The organism is Vallitalea pronyensis, assembly GCF_018141445.1.
Classification (GTDB): domain Bacteria; phylum Bacillota; class Clostridia; order Lachnospirales; family Vallitaleaceae; genus Vallitalea; species Vallitalea pronyensis.
The window spans coordinates 91,041-109,763 of record NZ_CP058649.1 but is presented as its reverse complement, the minus strand read 5'-3'; the positions used below and the strand labels follow the sequence as shown (position 1 = coordinate 109,763).

13 protein-coding genes are annotated in these 18,723 nt (G+C 37.8%); all 13 read left to right on the top strand.

All coding sequences use genetic code 11. The features are described 5' to 3' along the window. Positions 1 to 5: 5 nt before the first annotated feature. The 13 genes from HZI73_RS00460 (at position 6) to HZI73_RS00400 (ending at position 18,559) form a co-directional block, all read left to right on the top strand. Complete coding sequence (locus HZI73_RS00460) at positions 6 to 4,403, top strand: fibronectin type III domain-containing protein (protein ID WP_212696330.1); 4,398 nt, start codon at positions 6 to 8, stop codon at positions 4,401 to 4,403. Between the two features lie 63 nt (positions 4,404 to 4,466). Further along, positions 4,467 to 5,330, top strand: a complete 864-nt coding sequence (locus HZI73_RS00455; protein ID WP_212696329.1) for an S-layer homology domain-containing protein — start codon at positions 4,467 to 4,469, stop codon at positions 5,328 to 5,330. A 132-nt stretch (positions 5,331 to 5,462) separates the two neighbouring features. Further along, positions 5,463 to 6,215, top strand: coding sequence for a YwmB family TATA-box binding protein (locus HZI73_RS00450; protein WP_212696328.1), 753 nt, complete (start codon positions 5,463 to 5,465; stop codon positions 6,213 to 6,215). Between the two features lie 116 nt (positions 6,216 to 6,331). After that, positions 6,332 to 6,997, top strand: a complete 666-nt coding sequence (locus tag HZI73_RS00445) for a hypothetical protein (RefSeq protein ID WP_212696327.1) — start codon at positions 6,332 to 6,334, stop codon at positions 6,995 to 6,997. 114 nt (positions 6,998 to 7,111) lie between these two features. Then, positions 7,112 to 7,408 (top strand): hypothetical protein, encoded by a 297-nt coding sequence (locus HZI73_RS00440; protein ID WP_212696326.1) that lies wholly within the window; start codon positions 7,112 to 7,114, stop codon positions 7,406 to 7,408. 260 nt (positions 7,409 to 7,668) lie between these two features. Next, positions 7,669 to 8,115, top strand: a complete 447-nt coding sequence (locus HZI73_RS00435) for an adenine nucleotide alpha hydrolase family protein (RefSeq protein ID WP_212696325.1) — start codon at positions 7,669 to 7,671, stop codon at positions 8,113 to 8,115. A 90-nt stretch (positions 8,116 to 8,205) separates the two neighbouring features. Then, on the top strand, positions 8,206 to 9,501 hold the full coding sequence (locus tag HZI73_RS00430) for a peptidylprolyl isomerase (protein ID WP_212696324.1): 1,296 nt from the start codon (positions 8,206 to 8,208) through the stop codon (positions 9,499 to 9,501). 523 nt (positions 9,502 to 10,024) lie between these two features. Beyond that, on the top strand, positions 10,025 to 11,740 hold the full coding sequence (locus HZI73_RS00425) for an ABC transporter ATP-binding protein (RefSeq protein WP_212696323.1): 1,716 nt from the start codon (positions 10,025 to 10,027) through the stop codon (positions 11,738 to 11,740). A gap of 30 nt (positions 11,741 to 11,770) precedes the next feature. Beyond that, positions 11,771 to 13,549: an ABC transporter ATP-binding protein gene (locus HZI73_RS00420; RefSeq protein ID WP_212696322.1), complete on the top strand. Its 1,779-nt coding sequence runs from the start codon at positions 11,771 to 11,773 to the stop codon at positions 13,547 to 13,549. A gap of 288 nt (positions 13,550 to 13,837) precedes the next feature. Further along, the gene (locus HZI73_RS00415; RefSeq protein ID WP_212696321.1) at positions 13,838 to 14,584 is read left to right on the top strand and encodes an N-acetylmuramoyl-L-alanine amidase; all 747 of its coding nucleotides are present in this window, start codon (positions 13,838 to 13,840) and stop codon (positions 14,582 to 14,584) included. Between the two features lie 13 nt (positions 14,585 to 14,597). Then, positions 14,598 to 14,771, top strand: a complete 174-nt coding sequence (locus tag HZI73_RS00410) for a hypothetical protein (RefSeq protein WP_212696320.1) — start codon at positions 14,598 to 14,600, stop codon at positions 14,769 to 14,771. 320 nt (positions 14,772 to 15,091) lie between these two features. Continuing rightward, on the top strand, positions 15,092 to 17,800 hold the full coding sequence (locus HZI73_RS00405; RefSeq protein ID WP_212696319.1) for a C39 family peptidase: 2,709 nt from the start codon (positions 15,092 to 15,094) through the stop codon (positions 17,798 to 17,800). A gap of 72 nt (positions 17,801 to 17,872) precedes the next feature. Beyond that, entirely contained in the window at positions 17,873 to 18,559 is a 687-nt protein-coding gene (locus HZI73_RS00400; RefSeq protein ID WP_212696318.1) for a DUF1287 domain-containing protein, read from the top strand. The last annotated feature ends 164 nt before the right edge of the window (positions 18,560 to 18,723 follow it).

The following is an 18,723-nucleotide window of genomic DNA, read 5'->3' as shown; positions in this document are numbered from 1 at the left end:
CAACCTTGAAAAAAAGAATTTTAAGTCTCGTTATAGCCATCTTAATCCTATTACAAAGCAGCCCAGTTCTTGCCAATGTACAGATACCTGTTAAGCAGTTTGCAGTGGATAATGTGCATTATGTCATTGGACAGGATGTTGTCACAGGAAAACCCATTATACGACCAACCATGAACGTAAGCTGGGTTGATCCAGATAGTTGGGATACCACTGGTGATTATCATGCGCCTGATTATTATGAAGTAGGCGTCACCAACATTACCTTAGATAAAAACAATAAGCAAAAGATAAAGGTTGACGATAGTGAAAAGACCCTCAACATTCATGATGAATTAATCTTATCGACTGGTTCCCTATACGAATTAAGTATAAGACCCTATCACTTTCACACCACAACCATTGGTGGTGTGTCCACACAGGTATTAGCACCCAATACAGGAGCAGACCCAATCGCTTATGCCATTACAGACCTGAATGTGGAACTACAGCCAACAGATGACAGCGTAACCGTTGTCTGGGATGATATTGGTATTGATACCTTTGAATACCGGATTGTATATGCTGTGGGGGATTATTCAACCAAATCAAAACAAGAGCTGCTCAATAACAAAGAAGGGGAGATATCAGGCCTTAGCATTAGTTCAGGGAAAATTGCAAGGTTTTACGATTCTACCAAGAACCGTTTCCGTAATTCCTATGAGATCGATCAGAACATCTACCCTGGGCAGATCTATTCTATTTTGGTAGAGCCTGTAACGGATTTTTATAATTCAAAACCCATTGTAAAGAACATTAACTATCCTTATATTTGGACATGTTCCACCAACATTAATTTAAGAGCTTATGAAGATGGTGAATATGTGCGATTAGAATGGGACATACCAGCAAGCTTCAAAGTGGGGCAGGAACAAAGTGAATACGAACTGGTTGAAGCAAGACTTATGGAATATGTAGGGGACCAACCCCGAAACATCGCCATATTTAATAAAGATGCGGCTACCATGGAGTATTATAAGGTGCTTATGCCAGATAAGGCTGTAGAATACCAGTTAGAGCTGAGGTATGAAGCGGTATCCGATAGCAGTAAAATACCCATTGAGCCAAAATCCAATAAAGTGCTCTTTGTACCGGAAGTCCTTCGGGTAAAACCTACAAAACCCTATGTACCCTCTTTGTTATCCAAGAGTATACTCAACATTCTAAAAACCAAGCCCATTAGTGATATTAACGATGAGCTAAAGCGAAAATACCTTGTATACGGGGATAGCTATTCAGGAAATATAGCCGATATACTTGAATCAGGACAAACATTTAACATTGTGGAAAGCAGTAATAGCATTAACTTTGTCTGGGGAGCATTCCGTCGAAAAGACGTGGACCATACATCATCTACCTATCAACAGACCATAACCGATACGGAGGTATACTATGATGTGTATGTGACCAATGCATTGGAAGACTTAGCGGCTGCACCTCCTCTATTAGCTGACCAAAAATACGATGTGTCAACACCCAACAACCTGTTAAAAGATGCTTCTGATGAGATTGTAGGTTACAAATATCTTATTCATCAGTATTATGATGCAGATAAATCCCAATTGCAGTCCATTACACCGGACAGCCTTTATTACATTAAACTGGTTGCAAAAAAGAAATGGGGGAATGAAGAGGCTGTTTCAGAACCCACCATCGTTTCTGTCTATTTTGGATACGACGGTGACTCATTTGAACCGCCTTCCATTGTCAAACCACCATTAAAAGTGAAGGATCAAGACACCACTACCACGGAAGTGGCTGTGATTTGGAAGGAAAAATGGTGGGAAGCCATTACCACATTACCTGCTAAATACACAGGACTCTCCAGTTGGTTCCATCAATTATGGGTACGAAATAACAGCGGTGTTGCAGAATTCCATACGGCTTATGTAGATGGTGCAGAATACTTTAACATCTATGAAGATGAAACAGAGATTGCAAGGCTCATTACCTATGTTAGAGGTATTCATGCTAACTATGCTGATTTTGACCTAGTGAAACGTGAAATTGACCTTGGAGCCGATCAATTTGGTGTATCCGATGTAAAATATAAATTTGCCCAGATACCTTATAAAACCATTCAAGATAAGATTAATAGCGAGAAATTAACCAATCCTGATTATTCATTTGTGGATTATTATGACCAATTAATTAAGGATGATAAAAGTGGCGTGACAACCATACCATGGGCAGATATTGAGGTCACAAAAGATGTGGATGATATTTCCTATCTGTATTACAAGCAAGATGCTTTGTTACCCAATACATTATACTTATTTATGGTATACCCTTACCGTGAACTGCTGTCAGGAGATGTTATACTGGCTCATTACCCAACACCTATTGTGGTGGCAACCAAGTCAGAGGATTCCGTTATCACACCTGATCCCAATGTGCCAAGCATTTACGTTAATGGGTATACGGACACCACCATGACCGTTACGTGGAAATACAATACCAACTTTCAGTATGAAATTAAATATTCCAATACAGAAGATATTAACAGTGCAGAAGTGCTGGAATGGAGCTTACCCACAGACCCTAGTGATCCCAAGTACCCCACCAATGGTGCATTCTATGAAGTGACAGCGGACGACTTATTCCCCAATACCCAATATTACTTCTGGATAAGAAGCATCCAGCCAGCCACCAATGGTACGTCTCCTTGGAGTAATGCAGCCATCGGTACAACCAAAGATGTGGAACATCCATTGCCGCCTAGGGGTATTGGTGTAGCATCCAGTGATGCCATGAAACGGCATAATTACGAACACAGTGTGACAGAGGATTATATCGCCATAGAATGGCTGCTGCATCCAGATGATAAACCGGATACGTCAGGCAGTACGTCTACCATACAGAAGAGCTTCACTTACCTTATGGAGGTATCCGATAATGCATTCTTCATTGATCCGATTTACATTGAAATAGCAGGGGGTACAGGGGATGTAAAACCTGATAACGTAGAGATATTGGAAAAGATATTAGTAAAGATTAATCAATTATTACCCAATCGTTTCTACTATGTACGTATGAAAACACGGATAACCGTTAAGGGTCCTGAAGAAAGCCAATTAATCGTTAAGGATTCCCTCAGTTATTCAGAGCCTATTCGTATTTTAACCAAGTACTCCTCTTCAGAATATGATGGGCATACAGACCCTGCATTGGAGATTTTACCTGGCGACGATTATGAACTTATTTATGATAAAGAGAGAAAAGAGTTAACCTACCGCTTCCGTGGTACAGGTACGGGACAGGATAATACACCGGATAACAACGTGGACCAACGCTTGATCATGAATCTGATTAAGAAAAACACCTATGTGTATCAGATTGACGTATCCAGTTATAAAGGTTATCCTATCACAAAACGAAAAATCGTCATACCTTATTCCATTATGAAAGCTTTTGACACCCATCAAGTGAAATTGAGTGTCCTTGCTGGTGATATGACCCTTGATATACCTCATAACGCTTTGCGAACAGAGGTTAATCAACAAGTAAGCCATTACGGTGTAGCACCTGTTATTCACATTTACATTAATCAATTTGATAATTACAATGTACCAGCACTTATGCCAGAAAATGTGGTTGTCCCAGTAGGTATACCTCAGACTGTAGGCATGTCCATTGGCACAAAAACAGGCTATAAACCAATCAAGCAAACAGATGATTATATGGATATTCGGGTGAATGCAAAAAATCGATACGCACTCTATGGGAAACAGATTCTCACCTATCAAAAAGATGCAAAATATAACAAATGGCAGGATATAGACGGGAAATACAGCGTCTATTCAGGGGAAGTCACCTTCTCAACAGGATCATTAGGTGTATTTGGACTCTATGTCAGCAATCAGGGGATTACAGAAGCCACCACACCTGAGGTAAAAAGCCATTGGTCTGCTGAAGCACGGATGCAGGTATTAACCCATTACATGGTTGTAGGTATGGACAACTATGACCCAGATAAGCAGGTCACAGAACAGCAGCTATTGAATGTGATGTACGGTATAATAACCCAGCAGAAGACCATCGATGTGTCCAAGTATATGGATAAGAATACCTTGAGAAAGCTGACCTTATCGGGTATTTATCTACCAGATAGCAATGTTTCTGTTATGACGCGACAAGAAGGGATACACATGTTTGTAAAAGCCTACGAAATCATCAATGGCAGTGTCCTTGAATACGATCAGGAGAATGTTAACCCATTACATGACAAGGATATTGAAGCTGCTTATCATGAAAGTGTTGCCAAAGCTATAGCGTTAGGATTTGTGCAAAATCCAGAGGCAATTCGAGGTAAATCACCCATGACTTTTGGGGAGATGTATCAGATATGGTCTAAAATCATGAAATAAAGATAGGGTTTAATAAGCCTATTCCAATGAGCTTTTGGGTGTGTTTTAGAGAGGAAGGATACAATGAGAAAATATCGACAGATCATCAGCATTTTTATAGGGTGCTTATTACTGCCAATACAGGTGTTGGCAGCAAGCCCTGGTCGTGTTATTTACGATTTCAAGCAGCTGACCAATCATAGTGGGAAAATTGAATTATACTGGCATAAAGAAGGTGAGAAAAATATACAAATCATCAGCTATTATGTTAACCAAGATAATGTGATGGAAGTCACTTATAGAGTAGGCAATGATATACCCGAAGGGTTTCAGAAAATGACCATCTTTAACCCCAAGGTAATCTTTCCTATCCCCATTGTGTTAAAAGAGCAGCAAGTGGAGAAAATGAGCCTCACCGATCTGCCGGAGGACAAAGAGAAGCAATACGATATTATAAGCCTGTACGATCAAGGCATTGTTAACGGCTATGTGGATAAGACTTTCAAGCCAGGTCATTCTGTTAAAAGGGCCGAGTTTTTTGCCATGCTTGTAGCAGCAGCTGACTATGAATTGGATGATGATGTGGCTTCCACCTTTACAGATGTTGCCAATGATTACTGGGGTAAGAAGTACATTATGGCCCTTGTAAAAAAGGATATTGTAAAAGGCAGTGGTAACGGTTTATGTAAACCACTTGGGGATATAACAATTGGTGAGGTGTTAGCCATCATAGATCGTACATTTATCTTTCATGAGCAAACAAGCTCCTACCTGTTACCTGACAAGAATCATTGGAGTAATCCGTATTATATCAGCGCATCCAAGGCAGGTATCTTAAAGCAATCCGATGCTTTTGTTAATCCTTACACGCCCGACATGAAAGCAACAAGACAGCAGTGTGCCTCTCTCTTATCACGGGTTTTATTAAAAGGTTATACCATTCGCTAATACCATGTGAGTGATTAAATAGGGTTGACCACAATTTATATGAATAAAAAACCCCCTCCGTGTCTATACTTTAACTAAGATCGTCAGAAACTTTTCTGAAGATAAAATAAGGTTGGAACAGGGGGATTTTTTATGTGGAAAAAGCTGATATATATCCTATGTATCGTCGCTATCTTGGTCATGGTAAATAACGTTGAAAGAGTGACCATCAATGGCGAAAAACGCTTATTAACGGCTTTTAATGAGACGGATTTTGAGTTAAGTGAGACAGACCTTCACGTATGGGGTGAATATAGCAAAAGCTTCATGACCAATGATGACATGAAACAGCTGGGACAACAAGTTGCTTCCGAAATTGGTTTAGAACCCATGTATGAGGATGATTTTTATCAAGAAGAGTTAAAGAAAGTCTATACCATTGAGAAGAACACCACAGAAGCAGACACCATCATCAAAGTTGTTGAGTTAGTAGAAGAAGTGCCCAACAATGGCTTAAAAGTAGAAAACTACATTGTGGTGAATATTGTCTTACATGATAAATGTAACAGTATACTCTATTATCGGGATAAGATCAAAGACACCTTATCCAATTACAACGTGTATGCAACCGATAACTTGACCATCACCAGTCAACATCCAGGCAAATTGAATAGTGAAGCAGCAGAGGAGATTGTTGAAAGTATAGCCAAAACCATAGGGTGTACCATAAAAGATCAATTTCTAACAGAAGACATCTACAGTATCTACGGGTACTCTAAGTACATTGATGGTCATATTGTTTCAAAAGGTGAAAAAATAAACGTGGATTTGGCTTTAACCTATAATGATATAGAGGATGTCACCTATCTCTATGCGGCAATTCCTGTTATAACCATTGATTACTAATCATCCTGTTACTTTGAAGATTTTATAGCACGGATTGTAATTTATTCCGTGAAAGAAGAACAAGGTACCTTCAACATGCATATATTTATATTGACATATATTTTGGAGGATTTTTTGTGGAAAAATATAAGAACCCTTTTGAAATTTACAGGCCTTATAATATGTATGAGGATAATGAAGAAAATTTTGGGTACGGTAATTACGGATACAATGGCGGTTTTAACCAAAATCCCAACCAGAATCCGAACCAGAATCAAAACAGGTATCCAAAGCCAAGATATGATCAATATAATCAAAATCGATTGCATAATAAACCAATGAAAGTGCCCGTGCAGATGCCAAAAGAAGATCAACAGGGTATGCATGAGTGGGATAGGAAAAAACTCAAAGCGTTATATCCAGAAGTATGCAAGCGCATACAGTACTACGTTGAAGAAATCTGTGATACAATGGACCATAGTAGCAGCTATATGTACGACGAATATCCAGAGCGTGAAGTCATTGAAATGACCATTGATAAAATCTATGAAAAAGTAGAAAAAGATGACGATATCATGAATGAGTTTCGTGAGAATATGGATGATAGACCATATAATCACAGAGTAAATAACTCTCCTAAATATGGTAGAAAACCTTATCGATGGTTAAGACATCTTATTCAAGTATTATTATTAAATGAAATATGTGGTAGACGTAGAAAAAGAAGTAAAAGGAAATCAAGACGTCCATTATATCATAAGCCTCAGCCTTACTATTATCGATATCCTAATTTCTTTGAATAAAATCAGCCATGGATTTTCATATCTGTGGTTTTTTTGCATGAAATAGGGCATAATAAAATAAATTTAGTATATACGGTTTTAAAAAGTATATCTTATTGGGAGGCGTTTTTTACCATGAAGTGTAAAGACTCAGATGTTTTCGCTCTTGAGAGCAGCATAGAAAAAATACTCAATACAGGTGAATGGAAAGATATCAAAGAAATCGAGACAGAACTTAAAAAATCCGAAGAACAGAAATATATCAATTGGATTCAACGAAAAAATGAACACTATAAGGAAGAACATGCTGAAGATTTATTTTATCAGGAGTTAATGGATAGGATGTGCAAACTTTTTCCTATGAAATATAAGCATGATACCAAATCATCTGTTTATGGTAGAATTATGAGTCTTAGTGATGACAATTATTAGAGATGAAGCTAGGAACGGTACTACGCCGTTTTTGGCTTTTTTTGCTGAGTAGGAAATCCCTCCTGCCTAGATCATAAAATATATGAAAAGTATGCCTTAATAGTGGTTATGAAAGCGTCTATTAACAATCATGAATAATTTGTTAACAATTATTGAAGTTTTCTTTAAATGGTAGCATCGAACATTATTACATGTTATAATGGCACTGTGTTTAGGGGATTAATGAAAGAGTTAATGCCTTATAAAGGAGGGGCTAATAGATGCAACAAGACATTGAAAAGGTATTGGTGTGTATTACCATACAAAAAAATTCTAGAAGACTTATAAGAAAAGGTGCAGAAATTGCTAATAATATAGGTGGAGAACTTCATATACTACATGTTGAAAAAGGTATGAGTATTTTTGAACATGAGGAAGCCATAAAATTGTTAGAGGAACTTTTTGAGTATGGCAAACAATTAGGTGGGGAAGTACATTTCCTAAGTGGAAATGATGTACCCAGCAAGATTATTGAGTTTATTAAGAGTATGGGTATCACCCGATTGTTACTTGGTGAAACCATGAGAAGCAAGCTTCACCGGTTACTTAAAAAAGACATTGAAAGCAGTGTAATCAGTCAGACGAAAGAAGTCGAACTGTTAATACTTGATCGAAAAGAACCAGACAAAAAGAACCTTTTAAAAGAGAAAAAACTATTTTCTTCTTAATTTAATTTGATTTTATAAGCCAAATCGATTAAACTATAAAGGTCGAGCAACAAAAGAAAGTCTTAAAAGATAATTAAAGGAGTGCAATTTATGATGAAATTTAAAAAGTCCATGGCTGTAGTAGCAGTGCTTACAATGGTTGCTATGCTTTTAGCAGGATGTGGTCAAGACAAAAATACACAAGGAGAAAAACCAGCTACGGACACAACACCCAATGAAGAAGATGAAAAAATTGTTGCAACAATAGGTGACGATCAAATAACAGCAAGTGATTTAAACTTCTTTCTAAGACAGATGGAAATGCAATATGAATACATGTATGGTCCTGATGTATGGGACCAAGAAGTAGAAGGTAAAACCGTTGCAGAACTGACAAAAGAAAATGCTTTACAAGTGGCAGAGCAATATACTATTTTTAGAATCATTGGTAAAAAAGAAGGTCTTTCTATTCCACAGGAACAAAAAGACAAAATGGATGAAATCGTAACATCTACCCTTGCTCAATTTGGTGAAGACAGTGGTGTGACAGCAGATGCCATTAAGCGTGCTGCTGAGAGTGAATCCTATGGACAGCAAATATTTGATAAGGAATTAGCTGATTTTCCAATTGACCAAGAAGAATTGAATAACATATTAAACTCTAACCCAAATTACTTAAAATTCAGCAATTATGAAGTTGAAGATTTAGCGAAGAAGGTAAGAGCTCGACATATTTTGATTTCTACAATGGATGAGCAAAATCAACCATTAGTAGGTGAAGAAGCAGATAAGAAGAAGACACTAGCGGAAGAAGTATTAGGGAAAGTCAAAGCTGGAGAAGATTTTGCTACTTTAGCAAAAGAGTACAGTGAAGACCCAGGTTCAAAAGACAACGGTGGTGAATATACCTTTGCTAGAGGTGAAATGGTAAAAGAATTCGAAGACTCAGCATTTGGCATGGAACCAGGTGAGCACTCAGAACTGGTTAAAACTCAATATGGTTATCACATCATCAAGTTAGAAGAAGTAATTGAGGCAACGGATGAAGCCATACAGACGGTAAAAGATCAAAAACAAAAATTAGTTGATGATGCTACCATGCAGATTAAGCAGCAAGAATTCCAAAAGCGTTTTGATGAGTGGAAAAAAGATTATGAAGTGAAGCTGAATCAGGACGTATTTGATGCTATAGAAGTTAGACAATCCAGAAATGAAACAAATGATGAATCCGAAGACGGAACAGATAGTGAAGACAAACCAGCCGATGATACAGATGCTACAGATGGTGAAGATAAGCCAGCTGATGATACAGAATCTACAGATGGTGAAGATAAACCAGCAGATGAATCAGAGGAGTCTACAGACGAATCACCTGCAGACGAAAACAAAGATGATAATAAAGAATAAAAAAATTTAGAGCACCTTATAGGGTGCTCTTTTTTGATGAGAAGGTGCATAGATTAGGCTATGTACGGGAACATATGTGCGTCAATAGGAGAAATAAACCATAAAAAAGCATTTGACATGTGAAAGAGTTTTGTGTAATATAGTAAAAGGTTAAAGTATCCACTTACACACATGCATAAGAAGTTTGTCACATATTATAACCCTATCAGCATATACATAGTGTATGTGAAGTTATAAACATATCACAAGCATGAATAGTAAATCGGGATACATTAAAATTTAAAGAAGGAGGTAGGCAAGATGAGAAACAGATTTTTTAGAAGAGATATAAGCAATTTGATAGTGAACACTAGGATAACCCCTACCTCAGGTACAACAATCCAACATATTTAGATTGATGACATGAGCCGTGGGTTAATCATACCCATGGCTTTTTTAACGATACCCATGGGAACATATGTACCCATGGTTTTTTTGTGCCTGAATAAGGGGTTTATCTTTTTTGGAGAAGGAGGTCGTATGAATGAAACGTATAGTCGGTTATATGAAACAGTATTGGTACTATTATTTCTTTGGTGGTCTTGCCATGATGCTTGGTATTACCTTAGATTTATTTACACCAATCGTTACAGGAAGAATTATTGATGATGTGTTTGAAGGTGGACAGATAGAGCTATTTGAAGGCCTTGTATTAGCGTTAATAGGCATTACGGTTGGTAGAGCGATATTTGGTTATGCCAAGGAAATCCTGTTTGATGTGGTAGGCGCTAAGGTCATATGTAAGTTGCGATTAGATCTATTTGATCATATACAGAGTTTATCCTTTGGGTTCTTTGATCGGAAGAATACAGGTGAACTCATGTCAAGAATCAAAGACGATGCAGATAAAGTATGGGAAGGTGTCAGTTTTGCACTTATGCTTGTCATTGAATCGTGTATTTCATTTGTTATCGCCACGGTATTGATGTTTCGAATAAGCATGAGCTTATCACTGTTGGCAGTAATCACCATGCCACTCATGGGATTTTTAGCCCTTAAGCTAGAGAAAACCATTCGAGACACCTTTGAAAAGATCAGTGAGCAAAATGCAACCCTGAATACCACTGCTCAAGAAAATATAGCTGGGGTTAGGCTGGTAAAAGCTTTCGCCAGAGAAAAATATGAAACCAGTAAATTTCTCAAACATAATAAGGGCTACTATAAATTAAACATGCACCAAGCCAGTGTATGGGCAAGATTTTTTCCTAGTATCCAGACATTAACCAATCTCTTACCTGTATTAGTAATTGTCTTCGGCGGTGCATTGGTCATTGGTGAGGACCTGACCATTGGTACCCTTGTGAAGTTTACAGGGTATATGTACATGGTGGTATGGCCCATGCGTATGTTTGGTTGGTTAAGTAACTTAATGGCTGAGGCCAGGGCATCATCCAATAAGATTAATAAAGTATTCGATGAAGTGGCAGAGATTAAAAATCCATTGAATCCTGTTAAGCTAGATAATGCCAAAGGTGAAGTAACGTTCAAGGATGTGTCCCTAGAGCTTGAAGGCACAAAAGTCTTGGAAGACATTAGCTTCACCATTAAGCCTGGGAAAACACTTGCAGTCATGGGGGCTACAGGTTCAGGAAAGACATCCCTCATTAACTTATTAGTCAGGTTCTATGATGCCACTGAAGGCTGTATATACATGGATGGCCATCCAATAGACACTCTGGACTTAACAAGTTTAAGAAAACAGATTTCCTTGGTCATGCAGGATGTGTTCTTATTCTCAGATACCATAAAAGAAAACATCAGTTTTGGGTCAGAAGTACTTGCTAGCAACATGATTGTTCAATCTGCCGAAAGTGCACAGGCTCATGATTTTATCAATAACTTGGAGAATGACTATGATACAGTGATCGGTGAACGAGGAATTGGTCTATCCGGTGGACAGAAACAACGTATTAGTATCGCAAGAGCCTTGGCAAAAGAAGCCAGCATCATTGTTTTTGATGACTCCACGTCGGCACTGGATATGAAAACAGAACTGAGGATTCAAAAAGAAATTGAGAAGCGTCAAGCAACGTCAAAAATTATTATAGCCCATCGTATATCTGCTGTGAAGAATGCAGATGAGATCATTGTTCTAGAAGATGGTAAGATTGTAGAACGAGGTAATCATCAAGCTTTGTTAGCCCTAAAAGGCCGTTACTACAATACCTATAATGAGCAATATGAAGGGTTTGCCGTTTAATAAATACCTACACACTAGGAGGTGGTAATTATGGCAGTTAACAGTTTTAGAGAAGATGAACAGTCAAAAGAGGTTCTGAAAAAGGTCACCTTATTACGGCTCTTTGCCTATATGAAAGACTATAAAAAACAAATCGTTGCCATACTATTTATCATGGGAATTATCATAGGCGTTAATGTGGTTAACCCTATACTGATGCGTATAGCAGTAGATGATTATATAAAGGAAAATAATATAAATGGTTTGTTTGTAATTGGCGGTCTTGCAGTGGTCATTAACCTTGTGTCCAGATACTGCATGAAAAAAAGGATCATCATGATGTCCCGTGTTTCCAATAAGATTCTTATGGATATTCGCCAAGAACTCTATGAACACTTACAGAAATTATCCTTTAACTTCTTTGATAAGCGGCCAGCAGGTAAGATTCTGGCAAGGGTAATTGGGGATGTAAACTCCCTGAAAAACGTTTTAAATAACAGTGTTATTACATTAATACCTGATTTTGTCACCATCATTGTGGTGCTGATTATTATGTTTATTATGAATGTTCGATTAGCACTTGGGGCTATGGCATTCTTGCCGCTACTCGTAGCAGGTATGTACTACATCCAGACAAGAGCCCATAAGCGGTGGCAAATATTTCGTAAGAAGAATTCTAATTTGAATGCTTATACCCATGAAACTTTTTCAGGTGTACGTGTTGTACAGAGCTTTACAGCTGAGGGTTATACAAGTGATACCTTTAAGGGGTTATTGGATGAACATCAGCAGTCCTTTATCAGTGCCATTAAACTCAATAACTTTTTCTGGCCCATGGTAGAGGTTTCTTGGGGAATTGGTTCAGCCATTGTGTATTTCATTGGTGTTCGGCTCATCGGAAGTGAAGCGATCACATCCGGTACCCTTATCGCTTTTAGTGCATTCATCGGTATGTTCTGGCAGCCCATTATGAATCTTAGTAACTTCTACAACCAGCTGATTACCAACGTGGCAGGAGCCGAACGTATTTTTGAGATTCTGGATACAGAACCAGATATCAAAGATGTGAATGAGGCAAAAATAATGCCCACGATTCATGGTCAGGTCACCTTTGACCATGTGACATTTGGTTATGAGGATCATATTAAGGTCCTTGAAGATGTTTCTTTTGAGATTAAAAAAGGAGAAACCATTGCTTTAGTAGGTCCTACAGGAGCAGGTAAAACAACCATTGTGAACTTATTAAGCCGTTTTTATGATATTAACGAAGGAATCATTAAAATCGACGGGGTGGATATCAAGGAAGTGACCATTGAAAGTCTACGGAGCCAGATGGGTATTATGACACAGGATACATTTTTATTCACAGGCAGTATTAAGGACAATATTCGCTATGGTAAGTTAGATGCGACAGATGAAGAGATTATAGAAGCAGCAAAATCCGTACACGCACATGAGTTCATCATGAAATTGGATGACGGTTATGATACCAAGGTGAATGAGCGAGGAACCAAGCTATCCGTTGGTCAACGCCAGTTAATTGCTTTTGCTCGAACCTTACTATCTAAGCCCAAAATACTCATCTTGGATGAAGCAACATCCAGTATCGATACCCATACAGAAAGGTTAGTACAACAAGGTATTGAAGCCCTCTTGCAAGACAGAACATCCTTTGTTATTGCACACCGTTTGTCCACCATACAAAAGGCAGACCGTATATTTGTAGTGGACCACGCCAATATATTGGAAAGCGGTACACATGAGGATTTATTGCAAGCACAAGGTATCTATTATAATCTCTACATGGCTCAATTTGAGGCCATTAGTTAAAAATAAAACGGCCCTATACCATTGCTTTCATAGCATAGGTATGGGGCTTTTTATCATCTTATACAAAGAAAGTTCTAATTTATCACATGAAATAGGAGTGTTCTCCATTTGTGTTAAAAAAACTTTACTAACGGTAAATGGGCATTATGGAAACCGGTATGGTGTTCTTCAAAAGACTTTATTGTTATACCATATACAGCAGTTAACAAGAGAGAAAATTTAAAAGATATGTATATTCATTAACTTGGGCATATATACTAGTAATAAGAATAGTTGGATGGTAATTTTATGAAAATAAAAGAGAGATTGGGTTATAGTCCACTCCTTATTATGGATGCCGGTTATAGTGAACAGATGTACAGTGTGAATCGTACGTTATTACCTGTGGCAACAGATGAAAATTATATCATTCGCCGTATGTTTAATACTCAGATTGCCAATAAAATTCTAGAGAAGGCTCATGAGTTAGGATTTGCAATATTAAATGTTGTACCAGAGACCTATGATGTTTCCTTGGAAACCCGTGTTAACCGAGCCAATGCTAATTTTTTAACCTATAGCAAAAAATATTCCGGCGTGGTGAGTAATCGATTAGGTATATATCTGGCTGTACATTATGACCCAAAAGCTTGTGATTGGGATGACTATGATGATCTTATTCATATCACTTATGAGGGTAAAAATACAAACAGCAGGCATTTAGCCTACCTTGTACATCATGCCTTAATTGATGACCAATATAAAGGTACAATTAAGTTTACTAAAACATATCTATTAAAGCAAACTACCATGTGTGCCATACATATTGATGCCAGTTTTATGGACATTAAAGACGAACTCTATTGGATGTTTCAAGAAGATTTTATAGACGATATAGCTAACCGTATTGTGACGGGATGTCTGCGGTATTACGGTATCAAGGATATGGATGATTTGATAAAAGAGTCCAGTCATCACATGAACGAAATAGAAAGCTTACAAGAGCGCATACAAGCTTTGGAAAAACTTGTCGAAGATCTAAAAAATAAAAAATAAGAAGGGTTTAAACATGCCTAAAAAAGAAAGGGTAAAAGAATTAGATAAAGAACAAAGGATAAAAAAACACGGGGCAAAACTAAAAGGGAAAGCTCGGGAAAATCGTATAATGGAAAAACCCAAAAACAGACGCCCCTATAAATATCAATGGACAAAAAATATAGATGATGAAGAATATGATGGTTAAGCCATAGAGCTATAAGCACTAGTATGGTCATGTAAAAGGAATACATACTAGGTTTGTAGCTTATTTTTATGGCGTCTTCCATATCAAGATGTGGTCAAATAGGCAATAGGATGATATTGAATCTAGCATGAAATAAGTTGGAGCATACGGGTGAGTGGTTATGGGAATAAGCCTTAGGATATAAGTCAAATGCCATAGGACTTGCTTAGGATATTATCACTAATATTGTAGAAATATAATGGATATAATTGACATTTAATAGAGGCTCTGATAGTTTTATATATAAGGAAAACATATTTTGTAAAACTGGAGGATGCATCTTGAAGAAATTAGGCTTTAGGGTATTCATACTTGCCCTGCTCATGTTTATCTTAGTCGGTCATGCATATATAGAAACCCAAAGAACATCTTTATCAAAAGATGCGTCTCGTGATGATACAGACGCTTATCCTGTGCTGTCTATTTCTAGAAACGAGCGTTCCTATAATATTATGTACCCCTATACCCGATGCATTCCATTTATAACAGCTGATAGCTATACTTATTTTGAGTCCAATGAAGTGGTTGAGGTTATTTTGGAAGACCAGCCCAAGACCATGCTGTTTCAATATGAAATCTTGAACCCTCTTAATCAGGAGGTCTTGGATACAGCCTATATTCGTAACAAGAACATTATTCAATCAGGGGATCATATTAGAGCGCAGTTGGTCATACCTAATCTAGCTTCTAAAGCATATCCATATATGCTGCGATTAACCTATAAGCGGGATGGGGAGTCCCTCTATTATTATCAGCCTTTCTATATCGGTGATAGTCAAAGAATCGATTATCTATATGATACCGTTATGACCATTCACAATGCTGCCTTAGATAAGGATGAGAAAACCCTTAACGCTTTATTACCAAAAGTAGAACGGTCACTGGAGGGAACTTTTTCAGCGGTCAGCAATAGGAGCAACATGGATGCTGTTATGTGGCAATTTGGGAAAGATATTCTACCCATGAGCGAGCCCAAAATTACCATTAATACCATAGACCCTGAGCATCAACAATATGAAGTGGCATTAGATTATACAGTAGCCGTTAGGAAAAATTATGAATTTGAATACTGGGATTTTACTGAGACTTATCAATTGAGCGGTGACAAGCTTATTCAAGTGAATCATTTTACCCGTCATGGGATGATGAATGCCGACAAACACAAAAGCACATTGCAGTCCATCATGGCTCCAGAGAGTGCTCATATAGAAAGCTTACAATCCGATAATGGCAGTTACCATGCTTTTATAAGGGATAGAGAAGTGTGGCTCCTTGACGGCAGACGGGAAAGCTACAGCAAAATATTTGGCTTTGATATACTGAACAGTGATTATATCATTGATAATTATAATCAGCATAGGATAAAATTGTTAGATATAAACGATAGTGGCATATTAACCTATGTGGTATACGGTTATATGAATACAGGTCTCAACAGAGGGAAGAACGGTATAGCCCTCTACCAATATAATGCCATAACAGGTGATAATGAGGAAGCAGCCTTTATTCATATGCCTTATGGGTTGGATAAGATGGAAAAAGAGCTGAGACGGTACATAACGGTGACAGAGGACCTACGAATGCTTCAATTGTTAAGCGACGGTGCTTACTATCAAGTAAACTTAAAAGAAGGCCTTGTGAATCTAATAAGTGACCAGATGCCTTATGATACAAGAAAAATATATGTGACAGATAATCAATCCGCCTTATTTTGGGAAAAGGATACCCATCCACGTATCAATCGACAAGTAGACGGTCTTACCGTGGATAAATACATCATTCAACAACGTGTGGAATCCAGAGAAGAAGTAAGCAATCATATTCTTGGTACCTATAACAATCAGATTGTGGTGGGTTATTATCATATGAAGGATACCATGGAGAAACTTGATGGGACCATGACCTTTTTGTATCATGCACTTGTCTTCTTGGATGATAGGGGACAAGTTATCGATGAATTAAAAGCACCCATAGGCAGGTTCTACCACGATATTCAGTGGCAGGATAACAAGATTGCCTATAGCGTCGTTCGTAAGGAAAAAGACATCCGTTCATCTCCTACTGGGTCGAAGGTATTGCTTCAAGAAATAGTTCGACAGGACTACCTATTCGATGAAGTAAAAACGCCCCCTGGACCATCCCAGCAAATGAAAACGTATGTTTTAGACGAGCGTATGGTAAAAGATATAAGAAAAACACGCTACACTGAATTGATTTTTGATAATAAAAATACCAAAAAAGGCTATGAGCTCATAGGACAGGGTCATTATTCAGGCTCTTATGATACCCTAACAGATGCATTATTAGCCACAGATAAGCACAAACAGAGTACCATTCTAAAAAAAGAAGAAGGACAATATACCATCATGTATGCTGGTAAAAAACCGGAGTCCATTCACATAGCAGGTGTACCTGTTATACCTCAAAAGCCTGAACTGCCTAGAGGCTGTGAAGTAACTAGCTTGAGTATGCTTTTAAATTATTATTTAGATGACAAAGTGGATAAGCTTCAATTGGCAGACGAAGTAAAGAAAGACCCTGCACCTTATGAAGTAACAGATGGTATGATTTGTTTTGGCAATGCCCATTATGGGTTTGTCGGTGATATGGCTAATGCCAACAACAAAGGATATGGTGTCTACCACGAGCCCATTGCTCAATTAGCCAATCACTATATGCCTGGGAAGGTATTGGATATTACGGGAAGTGACTTTGAACACGTACTTCATTACGTAGGCAAAGGTTATCCTGTATGGGTCATATCCCCCAATATCTATCAGCAAGTGCCAGATGCTTCTATTCATCAATGGCAAACATCTCATGGAATCGTAGAGATGTCCTATACGCAACATGCAGTCCTTATAATCGGTTATGATAAGGGGTATGTCTATTTCAATGACCCATCCAAGAACATGGTCTTAAAAAGGCATTTAGAGGCCTTTAAAGCAGGGTGGGAATCCTTTGGGCATCAAGCGGTATTCATTTATTAATGGTACTTTAATTTTTATAACCACCGTATTGTGGTATCATAATGGTAATACAATACGAAATCAGGTGGAAAAATGAGGAGAAGGGTATCTAAAATTGGGTTGTTGGTGTTGCTTGTTGTAAGTATTGGAGGGTACAATCAGTGGAAATATGGGGATATGTTGTATCTGTTTCGTCCTGCTCTAAAAGTGGAAACCTTGGTTTGTTACAGTGATATGGACGGAGATGGACTGGATGATAAGACCGATATTGTTGAAGGTGCTCGGTTAGAAGTAAAAAATCATACCACCTATCGCAGTGAATACTATCAGGGCGGTTATCCCCCAGAAGATGAAGGCGTCTGTACAGATGTAATCTGGCGAGCTTTTAAACATGCAGGTTATCTGTTAAAAGATGACATGGATCAAGACATTGCCATGAATACCCATGACTATCCAAGAATTAATCAACCAGACCCGAATATTGACTTTCGAAGAGTAAAGAACCAACATCAATTTTTTAAAAAGTATATGGACAAGCTAACCACTCAACTTATACCTTATGATAAAGAAAACCTCAAAGAGTGGCAGGGTGGGGATATCATTATTTTGTCACGGCCAGACCATATTGCGGTGATTTCTAATAAACGAAGAAAAGACGGTGTGCCTTATGTGATTCACAATGCCTACGATTACCCACGAGAAGAGGATAAACTGTTATCTTGGCAAGAACGGGGGAAAATTATAGGGCATTTTCGATTTAAATATAAGACAGTTTCTTAGCATCATGGATGATCTATAAGAAAATAAAAATAAATAAGCGTAAGGGCTGTACCCATTAGGAAGTTGTACGCAATCAGCGTGCTAACCCAATGGGTACAGTCCTTTTTGATTATTTGTTTAAATAATAAGCAATGCATGAAGATTTACTGTAATGGACTATTGTA